The sequence below is a fragment of the Pseudonocardia hierapolitana genome, from assembly GCF_007994075.1.
Taxonomy (GTDB): domain Bacteria; phylum Actinomycetota; class Actinomycetes; order Mycobacteriales; family Pseudonocardiaceae; genus Pseudonocardia; species Pseudonocardia hierapolitana.
Genome location: NZ_VIWU01000001.1, coordinates 1,828,498 through 1,849,505, shown reverse-complemented (window position 1 = coordinate 1,849,505; position 21,008 = coordinate 1,828,498). Strand labels below are relative to the sequence as shown.

Sequence of the window (21,008 nt, the reverse complement as noted above, 5' to 3'; positions counted from 1 at the left end):
TGCAGCGGACTTGCAATGGCCTAGACCGTGTCCGATCCGAACACGCGCGCGGCGTCGGCGGCGATCCGGGCCTGCTCGGCCGGGTTGTCCTCCAGGCGCTGCTCCGCCACCTCGAGGACGGCGTTCATCAGCGTGCGGGCCCTGACCTGGTTCCCGCTGGCGGCGAGTGCGACGGCGAGCCGTCTGTCGGCCAGCAGCGTGCTCGCGTGCGCGGGGCCGAGCGCGGCGTGGAAGATCCGCCGTGCCCGTGCCTGGGCCTCGATCGCCTCGCCGGTCCGGCCCGCGTCGGCGTAGGCGAGGCCGAGGTTCGTGAGAGTCATCGCCACGCGCGAGTCGTCGGCGCCGAGCACGCGCTCCAGCAGCCGCACCGCGCGCAGGTGCACCTCGACGGCCTCGTCGGCGCGGCCCGAGAGCCGCAGCGCGTAGCCGAGCTTGTCCAGAGTCTGGGCGGTGTCGGGGTGCTCGGGGCCGCAGACGCGCGTGAACACATCCAGGGCGGTGCGCTGGAGCGACACCGCCTCTTCGAGGTTGCCGCCGTCCTGCGCGACGATGCCGAGACCGGCGGTGGCGTGCGCCCAGTCACGGTCGTCGCGCCGTCCATGACCCTCCAGCAGTTCGCGTCCCGCCCGTAGCGCCTCGCCGGCGGGACCCAGTCGCCCCGCGGCCCACAGCGTGTAACCGAGGTCGACCAGCACCGGCGGCACGAGGTCGTCCCTCCCGGCCTTCTGCAGGGCCAGCAGCGCGCGCTCGTGGGCGTCGATGGCGGCGACGGCGTCGTCGGCGCAGTTGAGGACGTGGCCGAGGCGGTTGTAGGCGTGGGCGAGCACGACGTCGTCCGGATCGAGGGTCGAGTCGAGGATCCGCACCGCGCGCCGGTGCAGGTCGAGGGCGGGCGCGAGGTACCCGGCGGCGTCGAGCACCTCGCCGAGCCGGCACACGAGCGTGCCGTGCAGCACGGCGTCGTCGATCTCGTGCTGCAGGCGCAACGCCGTCTCCAGGACGCGCTGCGCCGCCGGGTAGAGCGCACGCGCCGCCTGCCGGCCCGCCAGCTCGGCCAGCGCCTCCACCAACCCGTCGGGCACGGTGCCGAGCGCCTCGGCGTGCGCGGCGACGGTCAGCAGGTGCGCGCCGGCGTCCTCGGTGTCGGCCCCGTCGCCCGTACAGGCCCGCACGGCCTCGACGAGCCGGCGCCGCCGAACCCCGACCGGCAGCCGGGCCCTGACGACGTCCTGCACCAGCCGGTGCACCCGGACGAACCCCGAGTCGCGGTCGACGAGCGACAGCCGCAGCAGCTCCGCGAGCGCGTCCTGCAGGTCGAGCTCGTCGGCGAACATCTCGGGATGACCGAGGCGGCGCAGCGTGGCGACGGTGATCGCGTCCGGGGCGAGGAACGCGATCGCCTCCAGGAGCCCGGCCGCACGCGGCGAGCGCTGGTACAGCCGGTCGAACGCGAGCCCCCACGTCGTGGCGACGGTCGGTCGCGAGTCGAGCGGGTCGCGCAGCAGCAGGCTCGCCCGCCGCTCGCGGAACAGCTCCACGTAGTCCGGGACGGACATCCCCGTCTGCTCGATGTAGGCGCAGGCCTGTTCCAACGCGAGCGGCAGGTCCCCGACCTGCTCGGCGAGCGTGTCGGCCTCGGCGGCGGCGTCGCCGGTACGCCCCACCACGTAGCGGACCGACTCCGTCCTTCGCAGCGACGAGACGGTGACCGGCCGGGCGAGCCGTCGCCACGCCGGGTTGCGCGAGGTGATCACGACGTCGCCGTGCCGGGCGGCGGGCAGGAACGGCTCCAGCAGGGCGGGGTCGTCGGCGTTGTCGAACACCAGCACCCAGCCGGGCGCCCGGTCGAGCTCGGTCCAGAGGGCCGCGTGGGTGTCCTCCCCCCGCTCGAAGGCGACGATGCCGAGCGCGGCCGCGAGATCGGCCAGCCCGGTGGCGGTGCCGGCGGGATCCTCGGCCGCGACCCACCAGGCGACCCTGCCGGTCCGGCGCCTGCGGTGGGCGAGTTCGAGGGCCAGCTCCGTCTTCCCGACGCCCGCGAGGCCGACCAGTGCCACGGCCCGGGGCCGGCGGACGTCGTCGTCCAGGACGCCGGAGACCTCGGCGAGCACGTCCTCCCGCCCCACGAACGAGCGGTTCCGCGGCGGGAGGTTGGTCGGCAGCGCCGAGGAGACGGCCGCGGGGAGCGGCTCCTGGGCCAGCACGGCCGCGTGCACCCGGCGCAGCTCGGGGGTCGGATCGACGCCGAGCTGCTCGGCGAGCGCGTGCCGGCACCGCTCGAACGCGGCGAGGGCATCGGCCTGCCTGCCCGCCGCGTACAGGGCCCTGACGAGACGGACGGCCACGGACTCCCGCAGCGGGTCCCGCTCGGCCAGCTCGTGCAGGAGCGCGACGTCGTCGCCTGCCCGCCCGCAGCGGGCGTGCGCGTCGGCCAGCGCCTCGGCGGCCAGCACGTACAGCTGCTCCCACTTCGCCGCGAGTGGTGCCAGGAAGTGCGCCTCGCGCATCGCCCCGAACGCGTCCGGGCCCCGCCACCGGCCGAGCGCCGCGTCGAGGATGGCCGCCGCCGCGTCGTCCGCGCCACGGGCGAGGGCCTCCCTGCCGCGGGACACGTCGTCGACGAACAGGTCGGCATCGACGGTGACGACCTCCCGGTCGATCAGGTACCGCCCGGCCCGCCGCGGGATCGCATCGCCGCCCAGCAGCCGCCGCAGCCGTGAGACGTAGGCGTGCACGGACGCCACGGTCGAGTCGACGGACCGCTCGCCCCAGACGTCGTCCACGACCTGTTCGGCCGATACGGTCTCGTCCGACCCCGCCAGGATGCGCGCGAGCACCGCCTTCTGCCGAGGGCCACCCAGAGCGACCGGCCGGTCATCGACGGTGGCGGCGAAATCACCGAGCACGTGCAGCACGACATCCCGGTCCCGCGTGCTCGCGCCGTGCATCACCGCTGTCGCCACCCCTTCTGAGGAGTCGGGATTCTGCGATGAAGCGTTGCCGCCTCCGCGAGCCCACGTCAATGACGTGCAGCTCTCGGGCTCAGCGAGTAACGGATCGGACACGCGGCGCGAGCGACTCCGGTCCGGAGTCGCACCACACGGGGGAGTCACCATGAACGCAGGCATCGTCCACTTCACACCGGACGCCTACCCCCGTGTGGTCGCCGGGCCCGACGGCTCCCTGGACGTCCTGCTCCCGTTCCGCATCGAAACCGACGAGCCGGGAGTTCGGATCGTCGCGCACCGGCTGCAGGTCGAGGTGGACGGGCGGTCGTGGTCGACGCGGGCCCGGATGCGCCACATCCGGAAGGGCTTCGCGGACTGGATGCGCCACCAGATGCGCACCCAGGGCCAGTTCCGCTTCGAGCACCTGCCCTACTACGTGGGGCTCGACCACTCACTGGGCAGCGGACGCACGCAGTACCTGGAGGCCAAGCTGCCTGCCGTGCCCGCAGGCGCGCAGATCCGGTACACGCTCTCGGTGACCTTCGCCCATGGACCGGAGGTCCACTCCGCCACCTGCACCACCGTCGCCGTGGCCCCCGACTTCACCCGCGACGACATCCGCCGGATCTTCATCCCGCAGCCGGGCGCCGCGCTCGACGGGTGGGTGCTCTACCACCGCCGCGCCGGTGACCGCGACGAGATCCGCGTCGACGTCGTGGACCTGTTCGCCCACCGCCAGGACCGGCCCGACCTCGCGCTGCAGATCGGCGACCGGATGATCGATCTGCGCACCCCGCAGCCGGACCCGCTGCCGCTCGTCGACCTCTCCGCCGACTCGGTCACCGTCGCCGTGCCGCGGTCGGGGGACGACCTCCCGCCGGTGGTGGTCACCCACCACGGAAGGGCCGTCGACGTCGACCTCGCTGCCCCCGCGGACGCCGGGAGCGCCCGCGTCGTGTTCGTCAACTTCGCCATCCAGGGCCTCAACGACCTGTTCGCCACCGCCGACGACGACTACACCCCGCCCAGCACGTACGCGCAGGTGACGATGCGCGACCCCGCCGCGAGCTACAGCAGCCGCCCCGGCAGCAAGGAGAGCAACACCGGCGACGGGTACGCGTTCACCCTCGACGCGCACCGCCACTACGGCATCAAGCAGATGTGGGCGATGAACGGCGGGCTGCTCGACCTGCTCGCCCACGACTGCCCCGAGGACCTCCAGCGGATGCGCGAGGACGTTCGGGACGGCCTGCTCGTGCCGGTCGTCGCCGGGTTCGGGGCGCACCGGCTGCCCTACTACACGGCCGCGACGAACCTCGACGCGATCACGCTCGGCTCCGACGCGATGCGCGAGATCCTCGGGGAGACGAGGCCGGTCTACTACCCCGACTCGCGCATCGTCACCGACCGGCCCAACGTCGTGCAGGCGCTGCAGAAGGCCGGCATGGAGTTCCTCGTCGTCGACGGCGGGCACCACGAGAACGGCGAGGAGGACACGGCCACGGTCGTCCGCAACCCCAGCCCGCCGATGGGCAGGGAGACCGGCGGCCGGTGGGTGAACTGGCAGTACCTGTGGCGCGACCGCGTGAGCGGCCTCAAGGTGCTGTTCATCGACCCGGAGATGAAGGACAGGCTGCTCGGGGCAGACGACCACGACGCCGACCGCGGCAAGATCGCACGCGACCTGCGGCGCAAGTTCATCGAGCTGGCCGCCCAGCCGCAGTTGCGGCGCGGCAACCTGCTCGTCTACTCCGACGACGCCGACAAGGCCAGCGGCAACGGCTGGTTCGACGGCGTCTACAACGGCAACGAGCTGCAGTTCAACCAGAAGTACCAGGCCGCGCTGTCGTGGCTGGCCGCCCACCCGTGGGTGCAGGTGGTCACCACCGACGACCTCGGCGACGCCGACTGCGTCGGGGACCTCGACCTGGTGCGCGCGTCGGACCCCTACATCGAGAAGGAGTGGCGCCTGCACCTGGACCCGGTGCCGGGCCACGACTTCGGGCTCGCGTTCGACACCTGGTACACGGCGTGGGCCCGGACGAGGGCCGAGTGGCTGGGGGAGGACCTCGAGGCGGTCTCGAAGAGGGCCGAGCGGGCCATCGCGTCCTGCCCCGCCGACTGCCGCAACCAGCTCTTCGACCTCGCCCGGCTGTACCTCACCCTCAACCTGCACGAGTCGCAGTGGTCGAAGCGCGCCCGCGTCCCGGAGAACGATCCCGGTGGCACCGAGGGGGAGGACTTCGTGCTGGCCGAGTCGCTGCAGCTGCGCAACACGCACGTCTACCTCGCCGCCGCGATCTGGGCCGCCTGGGCGCAGCGCCTACCGGACGGCGCCTTCCGCGATGCCGGCCCCGTGGTCGATCGCGTGGCGCAGCTGGAGGACGTCGTCGACCGCGACGCGGCGCCCGCGTGGCGGCGGGAGCGGGGGCTGCACTGGGACCACGACCCGCTGCCCTCCGTCGTGCTCTACAACGCGCGGGCGCTGGTGGTGCTCGACCGCAACGGCGGGCGCATCACCCAGCTGTTCTCCCTGGTCGACGGGCGTCCGTACTCGGTGAGCGGGACGTGCAAGGCCTACCAGTTCCTCGACATGGACTGGGCGTCCGACAGCGGGGTGCAGTGCGACGGGATCGTGCTGCAGAACACCGTGTGGACCCCGAACCACGCCTACGTCGCCAGCGACGTCGACCCGAGCCGGGGCACCACCGGCACCAGCCCCGCCGGCGACGACGCGTTCGACTGGTACTACCCGGACAACTTCAACGTCTACGACGAGATCTCCACGGACCCGGCGGCCGTCACCTTCGAGTACGGCGAGGGCAGCCCGCCCGCCGATGCCCCGGACAACCTCCAGGACCTTGCGGCCCGCCTCGCCGAGGACCACCGGGCGAAGCGGGCGGGCGAGCGCGGCGTGGTGCTGCACGACGTCGAGGCGTTCGGCCGCTTCCGCAAGACGGTGCGGCTGGACGGCCAGGTCGTGCACGTCTCCTACACGGGCACGCTCCCGGGCCACCGGGTCGCGAACGAGTTCTGCGTCGACCTGTGGGCCGCGGCGATGCAGGGGAAGAGCCAGATCGCGACGGTGTCCCCGGACGGCCGCAGCGCGGAGGTGGTCAACGAGGCCGGGCTCGCCGTCCGGGTGGAGCTGGGGCCGGGCTGCGAGTTCTCCGCCGCCGCCCGCGCGCCGCAGGACAGGCCGACCGTCGAGACGCTGCGCCTGCACCGGGTGATGACCGACGACCTGGAGATCGTCGCGCCGAAGGGCGGCGACTTCGACTACCGGATCGTCCTGCCGGGGTAGATCACCGTCGCGAAGGTCAGCGTGACGAGCCCGCCCGCCGCTTGTTGTAGATGTCGAAGGCGACCGCGAGCAGCAGCACGATGCCCTTGACCACGGACTGGATCGGCTGCTCGATGCCCATGAGCTGCATGCCGTTGCTCATGACCGCCATGATCAGGCCGCCGACCACGGCGCCGACGACGGTGCCGACGCCGCCGGTCACGGCCGCGCCGCCGATGAACGCCGCCGCGATCGCGTCGAGCTCGAACATGTTGCCGGCGCCCGGCTGGGCCCCGTTGGAGCGGGACGAGAAGATGATCCCCGCCACGGCGGACAGGACGCCCATGTTGACGAAGATCCAGAAGTTGACCGCCCGGACCTTCACACCGGAGAGCGTCGCGGCCGACAGGTTGCCGCCGATGGCGTAGACCTGCCGCCCGAAGACCGAGCGCCGCGTGACGACGCCGTAGGCGAGCACCAGGACGCCGAGGATGATCAGCACGACGGGCAGGCCGCGGGCGTTGGCGAGCTGCCATGCGAAGTACATGACGACCGCGCCGACCAGCACGACCCGCGCCACGAACAGCGGGAACGACTCGACCGGCTGCTGGTAGGTGATGCGGGCCAGGCGGGTGCGGAAGCCGCTCACCGCGTAGCCCGCCACCGCGATCACGCCGATGAGCAGCGTGAAGACGTCGTAGCCCGGGCCGCCGAGGAGACCGTTGATGAACCCGGTCGCCACCTGCTGGTACTCCGCCGGGAACGGGGAGAGCGAGATGTTGCCCAGCACCTGCTGGGTGAGGCCGCGGAACAGCAGCATGCCGGCGAGCGTCACGATGAACGCCGGGATCCCGACGTAGGCGACCCAGAACCCGTGCCATGCGCCGATCACCACCCCGGCGGCCAGTGCGGCGAGGATCCCGACCCACCACGGCATTCCCTGCTGGATGACCAGCACCGCCGAGATCGCACCGGTGAGCGCGACCACCGACCCGACCGACAGGTCGATGTGCCCGGCGATGATCACGATGACCATGCCGATCGCCAACACGAGGATGTAGGAGTACTGCAGGACGATGTTCGTGATGTTGATCGGGCTGAGCGAGACGCCGTCGGTGAGGATCGCGAACAGGGCGATGATCGCTACGAAGGCGACGTAGATGCCGCTCTGCCGCAGGTTGCGCGTGAGCAGCTCGCGGATGTTGCTGGTGCCGGTGTGCAGCGCGACCGACGTGGTGGCGCCCTCGGGCGCCTTCTCCTCGGGGGGTGCGGTCCTGGTCATGCCGCCGACTCCCTCTCCTTGGTCATGAGGGCCATCAGGTTCTCCTGGGTCGCTTCGCGCACCGGCACCTCACCGGTGATCCGGCCCGCGGACAGGGTGTAGATGCGGTCGCAGATGCCGAGCAGCTCGTTCAGCTCGGACGAGATCACGACCACGGCCTTTCCCGCAGCGACGAGCCGGTTGATGATCAGATAGATCTCGTACTTTGCGCCGACGTCGATACCACGGGTCGGCTCGTCGAGGATCAGCACCTCGGGGTCGGTGAACAGCCACTTCGACAGCACGACCTTCTGCTGGTTGCCGCCGGAGAGCTTGCCCACGACGCTCATGACGCTGGGCGCCTTGATGTTGAGGTTGCGGCGGCTCTCCTCGGCGACCTTGATCTCCTCGTTGCCGTTGACCCAGCCGCGCGAGGAGAGCTTGCCGAGCGCCGCGGCCGAGACGTTGCGCCGGATGTCCTCGATGAGGTTGAGGCCGTAGCGCTTGCGGTCCTCGGTGGCGTAGGCAATGCCGTTCTCGATCGCCTCGGCGACGGAGCGCGTGCGCACTTCCTTGCCGTGCATGAAGATCTTGCCGGAGATGTTGCGCCCGTACGACCGCCCGAAGATGCTCATCGCGAGCTCGGTGCGGCCGGCGCCCATGAGCCCGGCGATCCCGACGACCTCACCCGCCCGCGCCGTGAAGCTGGCTCCCTCGACGACCGTGCGCTCCTGCGTGGGGTGCCAGACCGTCCAGTCCTCGACGCGAAGCACCTCCTCGCCGGGATTCGACTCCCGGTCGGGGTAGAAGCTCTCGAGATCGCGGCCGACCATGCCGCGGATGATCCGGTCCTGCGTGGCGTCCGGGTCGCTCATGTCCATGGTCTCGACCGTGCGGCCGTCGCGGATGACGGTGGTGCGGTCGGCGATGCTGACGATCTCGTTCAGCTTGTGCGAGATCATGATCGAGGTGATGCCGCGCTCCTTGAGGGCGCGCAGCAGGCCGAGCAGGTGGGCCGAGTCGTTGTCGTTCAGCGCGGCGGTCGGCTCGTCGAGGATCAGCAGGCGCACGTCCTTCGACAGGGCTTTGGCGATCTCCACGAGCTGCTGCTTGCCGACCCCGAGCTGGCCGACCGGTGTGACGGCGTTCTCGGTGAGGCCGACCTCGGCGAGGAGTCGGGCGGCGTCGGCGTTCGCCCTGTTCCAGTCGATGAGACCGCTGCGGCCCCTGCGCTCGTTGCCCAAGAAGATGTTCTCGGCGATCGAGAGGTACGGGACCAGGGCGAGCTCCTGGTGGATGATCACGATGCCGACGTGCTCGCTGTCCCGGATGCCGGCGAACCGGACGGGCTGGCCGTCGTAGACGATCTCGCCCTCGTAGTCGCCGGCCGGGTGGACGCCGGAGAGGACCTTCATCAGCGTCGACTTGCCGGCGCCGTTCTCGCCGCAGATCGCGTGGATCTCGCCGCGCCGCACGGCGAAGTTCACGTCCGACAGTGCCTTGACGCCGGGGAAGGTCTTGGTGATGCCGCGCATCTCCAGGATGTAGTCGTCCATGAACCTCGTGGTCTCTTCGTCGTCGTGCCTACGGGCATCCCCCTGGCCCGATTGTGCGTGGTTCGGCGGACCCCGGCAGCACTCGCAGCCGGGGCCCGCCGCGCTCTGGTTCCCGCGTCAGCCCGACTGGCCGCTGGCGACCTCCTGGGCCGTCAGGTAGCCGGAGTCGACGAGCGAGGACTGGATGTTGTCCTTGAACACCGTCTCGACCGGCAGCAGGTAGGACGGGACGACCTTGACGCCGTTGTCGTACGTCGTGGTGTCGTTGGCCTGCGGCTGGCTGCCGGAGAGGTAGGCCTTGGCGGCGATGACGCCCTGCTCGGCCAGCAAGCGGGTGTCCTTGAAGATCGTCGAGCTCTGCACGCCGTCGTTGATCAGCTTGACCGACGCGACCTCGGCGTCCTGTCCGGTGACCACCGGCAGCGGGTTCGCGCCGCCGCTGAGCGTCGGGCCGTAGCCGGCGTTCTGCAGCGCGGTGATGATGCCGCGGGAGATCCCGTCGTAGGGCGAGAGGACGCCGTTGAGCTTGCTGCCGTCGTTGTAGGCGGCGGTCAGCACGTCCTCCATGCGCTTCTGGGCGGTCTCCTGCAGCCAGCGCTGGATCGCGATCTGCTCGATGGCCGTCTGGCCGCTCTTGACGACGAGCGTGCCGTTGTCGATCAGCGGCTGGAGGACCGACATCGCGCCGTTGAAGAAGAAGAACGCGTTGTTGTCGTCGAGCGAGCCGGCGAACAGCTCGATGTTGAACGGTCCCGTGGCCGAGCCCGGCGAGCCGTCCGCGTTCTTGATGCCCAGCCCCGTCAGCAGGGCCTCGCCCTGGGCGACGCCCACCTGGAAGTTGTCGAACGTGACGTAGAAGTCGACGTCGGGGCTGTTGCGGATGAGCCGGTCGTAGGAGATGACCGGGATGTTCTGGGACTTCGCGGTCTGCAGCTGGCTGGAGAGTGCGGTGCCGTCGATCGCGGCGATGATCAGCGCGTCCGCGCCCTGGGTGATCATCTGGTCGATCTGCTGCGACTGCGTCGGGATGTCGTTGTTCGCGAACTGGAGGCTGACCTGGTACCCGGCCGCCTCGAGCTGCTTCTTGACGTTGTCGCCGTCGTCGATCCACCGCTCGGACTCCTGGGTGGGCATGGCCACCCCGACGAGCAGGTCTGCGGGCTGCTGCTGCTGCGCGGCGCCTCCACCGGCGCCCCCGCCCCCACCGGCGCCTCCGCCGGCACAGGCCGCGAGCACGAGCGCCATAGCGGCGCCCGCTGCGACCAATCCGAGCTTTTTGTGCACGTCTCCTCCTCGAGATGCCTGCCCGTGATGAGTCGGGCCGTCCCGCGGTGGGCGGGCGACCCAATGTGAGCGCTAACAGGGTTCAGCGTCAACCCCTCTGGCGTACGCAGCCGTCACGGTCCGATAACGCACCCGCAACTGTCACCCGCTGCGCACCCGCCGTCACCGTAGTGCCTCGAGGTGGGGATTACCCCCCGCTCGATCCGGGTGTCTACGCCAGTGATCGCGACGCCCCCGCCGACCACCCTGATACCCGGTCGAGGGAGGCGGATGGACGTCGCACTGCTGCTTCACAGCGCATGGCTGCTGCCGGTGCTGGCGCTGCTCGTGGCCCTGGACGGACCGTTCCCGGTGGTGCCGAGCGAGCCGCTGCTGATGACGGCGTCCGCCGTCGCGATCGGCGCACACGACGTGCAGATGGCGCTGGGGCTGCTCGCCGCGGCGTTCACGGGATCGGTGGCGGGTGACCACCTGCTCTTCGCGCTCGGACGAACGTCGCGCCGTCTCGCCCGCCCGGGCGGCGGCGGCATCGCGGGCTGGGTGCAGCGCAACATCGCACGCCGGCCGGCCGTCACGATCGTCGGTGCGCGGTTCGTGCCCGCCGGGCGGCTGGTCAGCGCCACGGCCGCCGGGCGGTACGGCCTGTCGCCGCGCCGGTTCCTGCCCTGCTCGCTCGCCAGCTCGGCGCTGTGGGCCTGCTACATGATGGTCGTCGGGCTGCTGCTGGGCCCGCTCACCGGCGGCGACCCACTGCGCGGCCTGGCGGCCGGCATCGCCATGGGCGCCCTGACGGCCGGTGCCTTCGCGCTCGCGGAGCGGCTGCGCACCCGGCGCGGGTCGACGTCGGGGAACGAGCCGGCGGAGGGTGGTTCCCCCGGTCTCGCTGCGGCCGCCGGCCGCTGACCGCCGCACGCGTTCGCCGAGCTGCGCAGCGACGCGGAGGCCTCCCGGGACCTGCACGGCGACGCATCCCAGAACCGCCTGACCCAGCTGCTCGTCCGGGGAACGTCGGGGTGGGGGCGATCGTGCTCGTCGTGATCGGCGCGCTGCTGGTGGTGCGCAGGCGGCGGGCGAACCCCGGCCGTCCCGGTTCCGCGCCGCACCCAGGGGAGCCCGTCGACGGCCCGACCCGGGCGATCAGGACCTCCGAGCCATCGCACGGCTCGGAGAGCTGAGGTACGAGCGGCACTCGCGTCCGGTAGGGGGGCCGGACGAGGGTGCCGCTCGTACTGCCGGCTCAGGTGATCGGGCGGTCTGTGGGCGCGATCGGCCTCGGGAGGACGTTGCGGCCCGTCAGGTAGCCGTCCACGCCTGCGGCCGCTGCGCGGCCCTCGGCGATGGCCCAGACGATCAGGCTCTGGCCCCGGCCCATGTCACCCGCCGAGAAAACGCCGTCGACGCTGGTCATGAAGTTGTCGTCGCGAGCGACGTTGCCGCGCTGGTCCAGCTCCACGCCGAGGTCGGCGAGCAGCCTGCCCTTCTCGGGGCCGACGAAGCCCATGGCGAGCAGCACGAGCTGGGCGGGCAGCTCCTTCTCCGTGCCCTCGATCGCCACGAAGCGGCCGCTCTCGTCGCGCCTCACCTCGACGATCCGCAGCGCCCGGAGCTTGCCGTCGGAGTCGGCGACGAACTCGGTGGTGTTCACCGAGAAGAGCCGCTCGCCGCCCTCCTCGTGGGCCGACGACACCCGGTAGACCATCGGGTAGGTCGGCCACGGCATGCCTTCCGTGCGCTTCTCCGGCGGCGTGGGCATGATCTCCAGCTGGGTGACCGACGCCGCGCCCTGCCGGTGGGCGGTGCCCAGGCAGTCGGCGCCGGTGTCCCCGCCGCCGATGATCACCACGTGCTTGCCCTCCGCCGTGATCGGCGGGGCGTCGATGTCGCCCTGCTGCACGTGGTTGGCCCACGGCAGGTACTCCATCGCCTGGTAGACGCCCTCGACCTCGCGGCCCTTCGCGGGCAGGTCGCGCCACGCGGTGGCCCCGCCCGCGAGCACCACGGCGTCGTACTCGGCACGCAGCTGGTCGGCCGTGACGTCGGTGCCGACGTCGACGGACGCGCGGAACTGCGTGCCCTCCGCCTCCATCTGCGACAGCCGCCGGTCGAGCCGGTTCTTCTCCATCTTGAACTCGGGGATGCCGTAGCGCATCAGACCGCCGATGCGGTCGGCCCGCTCGAACACCACGACGTCGTGCCCGACGCGGGTGAGCTGCTGCGCGGCGGCGAGCCCGGCCGGGCCCGACCCGACGACGGCCACCTTCTTGCCGGTCTTCGTCGTCGGGGGCTGCGGCGCGACCCAGCCCTCCTCGAACGCGTGGTCGATGATCTGCAGCTCGACCTGCTTGATCGTGACCGCGTCGCTGTTGATCGCCAGCACGCACGCCGCCTCGCACGGGGCGGGGCACAGCGTCCCGGTGAACTCCGGGAAGTTGTTGGTGGCGTGCAGCCGCTCGATCGCCTCACGCCAGTCGTGGCGGTAGACGAGGTTGTTCCACTCCGGGATGAGGTTCCCGAGCGGGCAGCCCTGGTGGCAGAACGGGATGCCGCAGTCCATGCAGCGGCTCGCCTGCCGTTCGAGCTTGTCGTCCGGGAACTCCTCGTAGACCTCCCGCCAGTCCATCAGCCGCAGCGGCACGGGACGACGGGTCGGGGTCTCGCGGGGGACCTTCAGGAAACCCTTCGGGTCAGCCATGCGCGGCCTCCATGATTGCCTCGTTCACATCACGGCCGTCGCGCTCGGCCGCGGCGCGGGCGCGCAGCACCCGCTTGTAGTCCTTGGGCATGACCTTGCCGAACCGCTCGACGGCGTCGTCCCAGTGGGTCAGCAGGGCCCACGCGACCGCAGAGTCGGTCTCGGCGTGGTGGCGTTCGACGGTGTCGCGCAGGAAGGCGCGGTCGTCGTCGTCGAGCGGGTCGATGTCGACCATCTCGCCGTTCACCCGGTGCCGGGGCAGGTCGAGGAGGTATGCGATGCCACCCGACATGCCCGCCGCGAAGTTGCGCCCGATCTTGCCGAGCACGACCACGCGGCCGCCCGTCATGTACTCGCAGCCGTGGTCGCCCACGCCCTCGACGACGGCGAGCGCGCCCGAGTTGCGCACGCAGAACCGCTCGCCGACGACGCCGCGGATGAACATCTCACCCGAGGTGGCGCCGTAGCCGATGACGTTGCCCGCGATGACGTTCTCCTCGGCCGCGAACGGGGCCGACGGGTCGGGGCGCAGCGTGAGCCGGCCGCCCGACAGGCCCTTGCCGAAGTAGTCGTTGCTGTCGCCGACCAGGCGGAGGGTGATGCCCTTGGGCACGAACGCGCCGAAGCTCTGGCCTGCCGAGCCGGTGAGCGTGACGTCGATCGTGTCGTCGGGAAGGCCCTCGCCGCCCCAGCGCCGGGTGAGCTCGTAGCCGAGCATCGTGCCGACGGTGCGGTTGACGTTGCGCACCGGGAGGTCGAGGTGCACCTTGTCGCCGGACGCGAGCGCCCCCTCGGACAGCTGGATCAGCGTGTTGTCGAGGGCCTTCTCCAGGCCGTGGTCCTGCTGCTTGGTCTGGTGGCGCGCGGTGCCCGGCCGCAGCTGCGGCATGTGGAAGATCGGGGAGAGGTCGAGCCCCTCGGTCTTCCAGTGGCGCACGGCGTCGTCGGTGTCGAGGATCTCGGCGTGCCCGACGGCCTCGGCGATCGAGCGGAAGCCGAGCGCCGCGAGGTACTCGCGCACCTCCTGCGCGACGAAGCGCATGAAGTTGACGACGTACTCCGGCCGCCCGTCGAACCGCTTGCGCAGCTCCGGGTTCTGCGTGGCCACGCCGACCGGGCAGGTGTCGAGGTGGCAGACCCGCATCATGATGCAGCCCGACACCACCAGCGGCGCGGTGGCGAAGCCGAACTCCTCGGCCCCGAGCAGCGCCGCGATGACGACGTCGCGGCCGGTCTTGAGCTGCCCGTCGGCCTGCACGACGATCCGGTCGCGCAGACCGTTGCGCAGCAGCGTCTGCTGGGTCTCCGCGAGCCCGAGCTCCCACGGCCCACCCGCGTGCTTGATCGACGACAGCGGCGATGCGCCGGTGCCGCCGTCGTGGCCGGAGATGAGCACGACGTCGGAGTAGGCCTTCGCGACGCCCGCCGCGACCGTGCCGACGCCGACCTGGCTCACCAGCTTCACGTGGATGCGGGCGCGCGGGTTGGCGTTCTTGAGGTCGTGGATGAGCTGCTTGATGTCCTCGATCGAGTAGATGTCGTGGTGCGGGGGCGGTGAGATCAGCCCGACACCCGGGGTGGAGAACCGGGTCTTCGCGATCCACGGGTAGACCTTCGCGCCGGGCAGCTGCCCGCCCTCGCCCGGCTTGGCTCCCTGCGAGATCTTGATCTGCAGGTCGTCGGCGTTGACCAGGTACTCGCTGGTGACGCCGAAACGGCCGGACGCCACCTGCTTGATCGCACTGCGCCGGGAGTCGCCGTTGGCCTCGATGACGTAGCGCTCGGCGTCCTCGCCGCCCTCGCCGGTGTTGGACTTGCCGCCGAGGCGGTTCATCGCGATGGCGAGGGTCTCGTGCATCTCCTTCGAGATCGAGCCGTAGGAGATCGCGCCGGTGGCGAACCGCTTGACGATCTCGTCGACCGATTCGACCTCGTCGATCGGCACGGGCGGCCGCACGCCCTCCTTGAACCGGAACAGGCCGCGCAGCGTCATGAGCTTGCCCGCCTGGTCGTCGACGGCGCGGGTGTACTCCTTGAAGATCTCGTAGCGGCCCTGGCGGGTGGAGTGCTGCAGCTTGAACACCGTCTGCGGGTTGAACAGGTGCAGCTCACCCTCGCGGCGCCACTGGTACTCGCCGCCCACCGGGAGGGTCCGGTGGTTGGGGCGCACCTCGTCGGACGGGAACGCGCGGCGGTGCTGGATCAGCACCTCCTCGGCGAGCTCGTCGAACCCGACACCGCCCAGGCGTGACGTGGTGCCCGCGAAGCAGGAGTCGATGACGTCGGGGCCGAGCCCGATCGCCTCGAAGATCTGCGCACCGGTGTAGGAGGCGACCGTCGAGACGCCGATCTTCGACATCGTCTTGCGGACGCCCTTGCCCAGCGCCTTCACCAGGTTGTGCGCCGCCTGCTCCGGCGTGACGCCGGGGATGTCGCCGCGCGCGGCGAGGTCCTCGACGGTGGCCATCGCGAGGTACGGGTTGACGGCGGCGGCGCCGTAGCCGAGCAGCAGCGCGATGTGGTGCACCTCGCGCGCGTCGCCCGCCTCGACGATGAGCCCCACGCGGCTGCGGGTCTTCTCCCGCACCAGGTGGTGGTGCACGGCACCGGTGAGCAGCAGCGACGGGATCGGCGCGAAGTCCTTCGTGACGCCGCGGTTGGACAGCACGATCAGCCGCGCGCCGTCCTCGATGGCCTCGGAGACCTCGGTGCAGATCTCCTTGAGCCGTCGCTCGAGGCCCGCGCCGCCGTCGGCGGCCTTGAACACGCCCTTGGCCGTGACGCAGGCGAAGCCGGGCAGCTCGCCGTCGTCGTTGATGTGGATGATCTTGGCGAGGTCGTCGTTGCCGAGCACGGGGAACGGCACGACGACGGTCCGACAGTTCGCCGGTGTGGCGTCGAGCAGGTTCTGCTCGGGACCGAGCAGGCTCTGCAGCGAGGTGACCAGCTCCTCGCGGATCGCGTCCAGCGGCGGGTTGGTGACCTGCGCGAACAGCTGGGTGAAGTAGTCGAACAGCTGCCGGGGGCGCGACGAGAACGGGGCGAGCGGCGCGTCGTTGCCCATCGAGCCGATCGGCTCGGCGCCGCCGGCCGCCATCGGCTTGAGGAGGATGTTGAGCTCCTCCTCGGTGTAGCCGAACGACTGCTGCCGGTGGGTGATCGCGGAGTGGTCGTAGATCTCGCGCTCGCGCGTCGGCAGCTCGTCGAGGTGGATCAGGCCGGCGTGCAGCCACTCGGCGTACGGGTGCTCGGCCGCGAGCGCGCCCTTGATCTCGGCGTCGTCGAGGATGCGGCCCTGCGCGGTGTCGACGAGGAACATTCGGCCCGGTTCGAGGCGGCCCTTGCGCACCACGGCCGACGGCTCGACGTCCAGCACACCCACCTCGGAGGCGAGGACGACCGTGCCGTCCTCGGTGATCCAGTAGCGGGCGGGGCGCAGGCCGTTGCGGTCGAGCACCGCGCCGATCTGGGTGCCGTCGGTGAACGCGACGAGCGCGGGCCCGTCCCACGGCTCCATGAGGGTGGAGTGGAACTCGTAGAAGGCCCGGCGGGCCGGGTCCATCTCGTCGTGGTTCTCCCACGCCTCCGGGATCATCATCAGGACGGCGTGCGGCAGGCTCCGCCCGCCCAGGTGCAGCAGTTCCAGGACCTCGTCGAACGTGGCGGAGTCGCTCGCGTCCGGCGTGACGATGGGGGACAGGCGCGCGAGGTCACCGGGGATGAGGTCGGACTCCAGCAGCGCCTCGCGCGAGGCCATCCAGTTGCGGTTGCCGCGCAGCGTGTTGATCTCGCCGTTGTGGGCGACGTACCGGTACGGGTGCGCGAGCGGCCACGCGGGGAACGTGTTGGTGGAGAACCGGGAGTGCACCACGGCGAGCGCGCTGGTGACGCGGTCGTCGGACAGGTCGGGGTAGAAGGCCTCGACCTGCGGCTCGGCGAGCATGCCCTTGTAGACGATCGTGCGCGGGGACAGGCTCGGGAAGTAGACGCCCGTGGCGTGCTCGGCCCGCTTGCGGAGGCAGAACGTGCGGCGCTCGAGCTCGATGCCCGACTCGCCGTCACGCCCGGCGACGAACAGCTGCCGGAAGCTCGGCATGGCCTCCCGCGCCATGGGGCCCAGGTCGGCGGCGTCGGGGTCGGTGGGCAGCTCGCGCCAGCCCAGCACCTCGAGGCCTTCCTCGGCGGCGATTTTCTCGATCTCGGCCACGGCGACGTCCGCATCGGCCCCGTCAGCGGGCAGGAACGCGGTGCCGACGGCATAGGCGCCCTCGGCGGGCAGCGAGAAGTCCACGACGGCCCGGAAGAACTCGTCGGGCACCTGGATCAGGATGCCCGCGCCGTCCCCGGTGTTGATCTCCGCGCCCCGCGCGCCGCGATGTTCCATCCGCAGCAGCGCCGTGAGCGCCTTGCGGACGATGCCGTGGTCGCGGCGACCGGCGAGATCGGCGACGAAGGCGACGCCGCAGGCGTCGTGCTCGAACTCCGGGTCGTAGAGCCCGGACGAGGTACCCGCTGGGATCGCAGCCAAGAGTGCCTCCTGTTGTCGTCTCGGTGCACCCCGACACCAGCATCGGGACGACGGTGTAGACGAGTGTGTGGTGGTTGGGCGTGCAGGGAAAGGGGAGTATCGGTCCGACCTGCCCGCGCCGCCGGTTCTGGCGTTCCCGTCCGCGTGCGGCGCAGCACCGTGCGTCCGGACGTTGTGGGCCTCGGACACCGGCACGACGACCGGTCGCCGTCGTGTGGCGCTGGCCGGGTTGTACGCACGGGTGCGAGCGCGCACGCGTCAGCGGGTGCGGTTTCGCCGGGACAATGTCGCACGTGGGAGCGGCGATTCGCCAGTGAGAGCCGGAGTGACCACAGTGACCGGCTTCGAACGCGCGAGATCGGCCGTACTGCCTGTAATGTGTACGGCCGGTTTCGCCAGCGTGACCTGAACGGGGGTTCGGTGGTTCACAGCCTACCCGTGCCGTGAGCGGCTGTGTGCGGCACGTGATCGGCGCACACTCCGGGGATGGACGTGCGCGCGCTGCTCGCCGACGTGGCCGGCCTCGGCCCGTTCTTCGCGCTCGGGCCCGGCACGGGCGAGCGCCCGCTCGCCGACCCGGAGCTGGTGCGGGAGCGGATCGCGCACGTCGGCGGCGCGCTGGGGTGCGACGCGCGGGTGGCGGCCTCGCTCGCGTTCCAGGGGCTCGCGGCTCAGCTGGTGTCCGCGCCGTACGCCGCCGCGGTGCTGCACGGCGCGGTACCCGAGCTCGGCGCGACCTCCGTGTGGTGGGGCCGCGCCGCGGACGGCGGCCGGACGCTGCGCACCGACGCCACGGCCCTCGTCGGCGTCGACGCGCTCCCCGCGCTGCTCGACGGCCTCCTGGAACCGCTCGTCGGCACGGTGCGGGCGCACGTCCCGGTGGCCGGCCGACTGTTGTGGGGCAACGCCGCGTCCACGGTGGCCGCCGCCAAGCGGCTGCTCGTGGTGCAGCGCCCTGCTGTCGCCCGCAGGGCGGCCGATGTGGCGGAGGCGGTCCTCACCCACGGCGGGTTCGCCGGGGCGGGAGAGCTGTTGCCCCCGCGCGCTCCCGATCTGGTCTGGACCTTCCGCAGGCGCAGCTGCTGCCTCTACTACCGGGTGCCCGGTGGCGGCCTGTGCGACGACTGTGTCCGATTGCCTCCGCTGCGCTCCGGCGGGCCCGCGGGCCCCTGAGACGCTGTCTTGCTCCTCCGGTGCTCGGTCGCTCGTTCCTCGCTCCCTGCGCGTCTCCTCCGCAAGACAGCGTCGGCCCGCGAGCCGGTCCGATTGCCTCCGCTGCGCTCCGGCGGGCCCGCGGGCCCCTGAGACGCTGTCTCGCTCCTCCGGTGCTCGGTCGCTCGTTCCTCGCTCCCTGCGCGCCTCCTCCGCAAGACAGCGTCGGCCCGCGAGCCGGTCCGATTGCCTCCGCTGCGCTCCGGCGGGCCCGCGGGCCCCTGAGACGCTGTCTTGCTCCTCCGGTGCTCGGTCGCTCGTTCCTCGCTCCCTGCGCGCCTCCTCCGCAAGACAGCGTCGGCCCGCGAGCCGGTCCGATTGCCTCCGCTGCGCTCCGGCGGGCCCGCGGGCCCCTGAGACGCTGTCTTGCTCCTCCGGTGCTCGGTCGCTCGTTCCTCGCTCCCTGCGCGCCTCCTCCGCAAGACAGCGTCGGCCCGCGAGCCGGTCCGATTGCCTCCGCTGCGCTCCGGCGGGCTCAAGGCCCGTGAGACCGCCCGCACGCCGCGGTCGCGGCCCGCCAGGGGAGCGGCCTGCCGGACCCGTAGACTCGCGAGGACGACCGGCCGGGTGCCCGTGGGCATCCGTGGCCGGGCCCGGCAGCGGACCCCTGTCGCCCGTGGTCCGCGCACATCCCAGCACAACCGAGGAGTAGTCCCACCGTGAAGAGCACCGTCGAGCGGCTGAGCCCGACGCGAGTCCGCATCAACGTCGAGGTGCCCTTCGACGAGCTGAAGCCGGACTTCGACCGGGCCTACAAGAAGATCGCGCAGCAGGTCCGGGTGCCGGGCTTCCGCCCGGGCAAGGTCCCGGCCCGCATCATCGAGGCCCGCCTGGGCCGCGGCGTCGTGCTCGAGGAGGTCGTCAACGGCGCGGTGCCGGCCAAGTACAGCGAGGCCATCACCACCGCCGAGGACATCACCCCGATCGGTCGGCCGGACATCGAGGTCACCGAGATCGCCGACAACGACAAGCTGTCGTTCAAGGCCGAGGTCGACGTCCGCCCGCAGATCGACCTGCCCGACCTCACGTCACTCTCCGTCTCCGTCGACGACGTCGAGGTCGACGACGCCGACGTCGAGGAGCAGCTGGACAACCTGCGCGCCCGCTTCGGCACGCTCACCGGCGTCGAGCGCCCGGCCGCCAAGGACGACTTCGTCCTCATCGACCTGTCCGCCACCGTCGACGGCGAGCCCGTCGAGGACGCCACCACCACCGGCTTCTCCTACCAGGTGGGCCAGGGCGGCCTGATCGACGGCATCGACGAGGCGATCGAGGGCCTGTCGGCGGGTGAGGAGGCCACCTTCACCTCCAGGCTCGTGGCCGGCGAGTTCGCCGACAAGGACGCCGAGGTCACCGTCAAGGTCACCGCCGTCAAGGAGCGCCAGCTCCCCGAAGCCGACGACGAGTTCGCCCAGCTGGCCAGCGAGTTCGACACGCTCGACGAGCTCACCGCAGACCTGCGCGAGCGGCTCGGCCGCGTCCGGAGGATGGAGCAGGTCGCCCAGGCGCGCGACAAGGTGCTCGACGCCCTCGTGGAGGCCACCGAGGTGCCGCTGCCGGAGACCGTGGTGCAGGGCGAGATCGACTCCGCCCTCCACGACGCCGTGCACCCCTTCGACCACGACGAGGCCAAGTTCGAGGAGTTCCTCGTCTCCCAGGGCCGCACCCGCGAGCAGTTCGACACCGAGACCAAGGAGGCGGCGGAGAAGTCCGTGCGCACCCGGCTCGTGCTCGACACCCTCGCCGACCGCGAGCAGACCACGGTGAGCGAGCAGGAGCTCACCGAGCGCATCGTCTTCCAGGCGCAGCAGTACCAGATGCAGCCCGAGGAGTTCGTGCGGCGCATCCAGGAGGCCGGCCAGCTCGGTGCCGTCTACTCCGACGTGCGGCGCAGCAAGGCGCTCATCGCCGCCGTGCGCGCGGCCACCGTCACCGACGGTTCGGGCAGCGAGGTCGACCTGTCCGAGTTCCTGGGTGAGGACGAGCCGGAGGGCACCGAGGCCACCGAGGCCACGGAGTCGAGCGCGGAGACGGGCGAGGACACCCCCGCCGCCGAGGAGAAGGCGCCCGCCTCGTCCTGAGGCGCGCCACGCCCACAGCGAACAACCTGGCCAGGCGCGGCGGATGAGAGGTTCGTCCGCGTAGGGTCGAAATCGATGGACACGCGAGCCGAACCAGCAGAAGGCAGGGTGAAGTGAGGCCAGAGGACATCGGCCCGCGTACGGCGGACCGACTCGTTGGAGC

The 21,008-nt window shown here is 71.5% G+C and carries 11 protein-coding genes; 5 read left to right on the top strand and 6 right to left on the bottom strand.

Annotated features, from left to right (window positions below; genetic code table 11):
• Positions 1 to 20: 20 nt before the first annotated feature.
• Positions 21 to 2,963 carry an AfsR/SARP family transcriptional regulator gene (locus FHX44_RS08680; RefSeq protein ID WP_170308839.1) on the bottom strand — a complete coding sequence of 981 codons (2,943 nt, stop codon included), beginning with the start codon at positions 2,961 to 2,963 and terminating at the stop codon, positions 21 to 23.
• 151 nt (positions 2,964 to 3,114) lie between these two features.
• Here FHX44_RS08680 and FHX44_RS08675 point away from each other — a divergent pair, with 151 nt between their 5' ends.
• Positions 3,115 to 6,252 carry a polysaccharide deacetylase family protein gene (locus tag FHX44_RS08675; protein WP_147255014.1) on the top strand — a complete coding sequence of 1,046 codons (3,138 nt, stop codon included), beginning with the start codon at positions 3,115 to 3,117 and terminating at the stop codon, positions 6,250 to 6,252.
• Positions 6,253 to 6,268: 16 nt separating this feature from the next.
• Here the strand turns inward: FHX44_RS08675 and mmsB are convergent, their stop codons facing one another.
• From mmsB to chvE, 3 genes are all read right to left on the bottom strand, one after another.
• Positions 6,269 to 7,513, bottom strand: coding sequence for a multiple monosaccharide ABC transporter permease (gene mmsB, locus FHX44_RS08670; RefSeq protein ID WP_147255013.1), 1,245 nt, complete (start codon positions 7,511 to 7,513; stop codon positions 6,269 to 6,271).
• Positions 7,510 to 9,048, bottom strand: coding sequence for a multiple monosaccharide ABC transporter ATP-binding protein (gene mmsA, locus FHX44_RS08665; RefSeq protein ID WP_147255012.1), 1,539 nt, complete (start codon positions 9,046 to 9,048; stop codon positions 7,510 to 7,512). The genes mmsB and mmsA overlap by 4 nt, the downstream gene beginning before the upstream one ends.
• Before the next feature lie 117 nt (positions 9,049 to 9,165).
• Complete coding sequence (gene chvE, locus FHX44_RS08660; protein WP_147261009.1) at positions 9,166 to 10,293, bottom strand: multiple monosaccharide ABC transporter substrate-binding protein; 1,128 nt, start codon at positions 10,291 to 10,293, stop codon at positions 9,166 to 9,168.
• Positions 10,294 to 10,602: 309 nt separating this feature from the next.
• On the opposite strand from chvE, the gene FHX44_RS08655 reads away from it, so the two are divergent.
• The gene (locus FHX44_RS08655) at positions 10,603 to 11,235 is read left to right on the top strand and encodes a DedA family protein (protein ID WP_147255011.1); all 633 of its coding nucleotides are present in this window, start codon (positions 10,603 to 10,605) and stop codon (positions 11,233 to 11,235) included.
• Positions 11,236 to 11,345: 110 nt separating this feature from the next.
• Positions 11,346 to 11,507, top strand: coding sequence for a hypothetical protein (locus FHX44_RS42055; RefSeq protein ID WP_170308838.1), 162 nt, complete (start codon positions 11,346 to 11,348; stop codon positions 11,505 to 11,507).
• A 62-nt stretch (positions 11,508 to 11,569) separates the two neighbouring features.
• Here the strand turns inward: FHX44_RS42055 and FHX44_RS08650 are convergent, their stop codons facing one another.
• Both FHX44_RS08650 and gltB read right to left on the bottom strand, forming a co-directional pair.
• On the bottom strand, positions 11,570 to 13,024 hold the full coding sequence (locus FHX44_RS08650) for a glutamate synthase subunit beta (RefSeq protein WP_147255010.1): 1,455 nt from the start codon (positions 13,022 to 13,024) through the stop codon (positions 11,570 to 11,572).
• Positions 13,017 to 17,552: a glutamate synthase large subunit gene (gltB, locus tag FHX44_RS08645; protein ID WP_147255009.1), complete on the bottom strand. Its 4,536-nt coding sequence runs from the start codon at positions 17,550 to 17,552 to the stop codon at positions 13,017 to 13,019. The genes FHX44_RS08650 and gltB overlap by 8 nt, the downstream gene beginning before the upstream one ends.
• Before the next feature lie 486 nt (positions 17,553 to 18,038).
• Between gltB and FHX44_RS08640 the strand changes: the two genes are divergently transcribed.
• Positions 18,039 to 18,725 (top strand): (2Fe-2S)-binding protein, encoded by a 687-nt coding sequence (locus FHX44_RS08640; protein ID WP_147255008.1) that lies wholly within the window; start codon positions 18,039 to 18,041, stop codon positions 18,723 to 18,725.
• 698 nt (positions 18,726 to 19,423) lie between these two features.
• Positions 19,424 to 20,845: a trigger factor gene (gene tig, locus FHX44_RS08635; protein WP_147255007.1), complete on the top strand. Its 1,422-nt coding sequence runs from the start codon at positions 19,424 to 19,426 to the stop codon at positions 20,843 to 20,845.
• Positions 20,846 to 21,008 lie beyond the last annotated feature (163 nt).

What these genes read in the sequence shown, in the direction of transcription:
- FHX44_RS08675 (WP_147255014.1), top strand. Translation starts at nt 3,115, where the DNA reads ATGAACGCAGGCATCGTCCACTTCACACCGGACGCCTACCCCCGTGTG.
- mmsB (WP_147255013.1), bottom strand. Translation starts at nt 7,513, where the DNA reads ATGACCAGGACCGCACCCCCCGAGGAGAAGGCGCCCGAGGGCGCCACC.
- mmsA (WP_147255012.1), bottom strand. Translation starts at nt 9,048, where the DNA reads ATGGACGACTACATCCTGGAGATGCGCGGCATCACCAAGACCTTCCCC.
- chvE (WP_147261009.1), bottom strand. Translation starts at nt 10,293, where the DNA reads ATGGCGCTCGTGCTCGCGGCCTGTGCCGGCGGAGGCGCCGGTGGGGGC.
- FHX44_RS08655 (WP_147255011.1), top strand. Translation starts at nt 10,603, where the DNA reads ATGGACGTCGCACTGCTGCTTCACAGCGCATGGCTGCTGCCGGTGCTG.
- FHX44_RS08650 (WP_147255010.1), bottom strand. Translation starts at nt 13,024, where the DNA reads ATGGCTGACCCGAAGGGTTTCCTGAAGGTCCCCCGCGAGACCCCGACC.
- FHX44_RS08640 (WP_147255008.1), top strand. Translation starts at nt 18,039, where the DNA reads ATGGACGTGCGCGCGCTGCTCGCCGACGTGGCCGGCCTCGGCCCGTTC.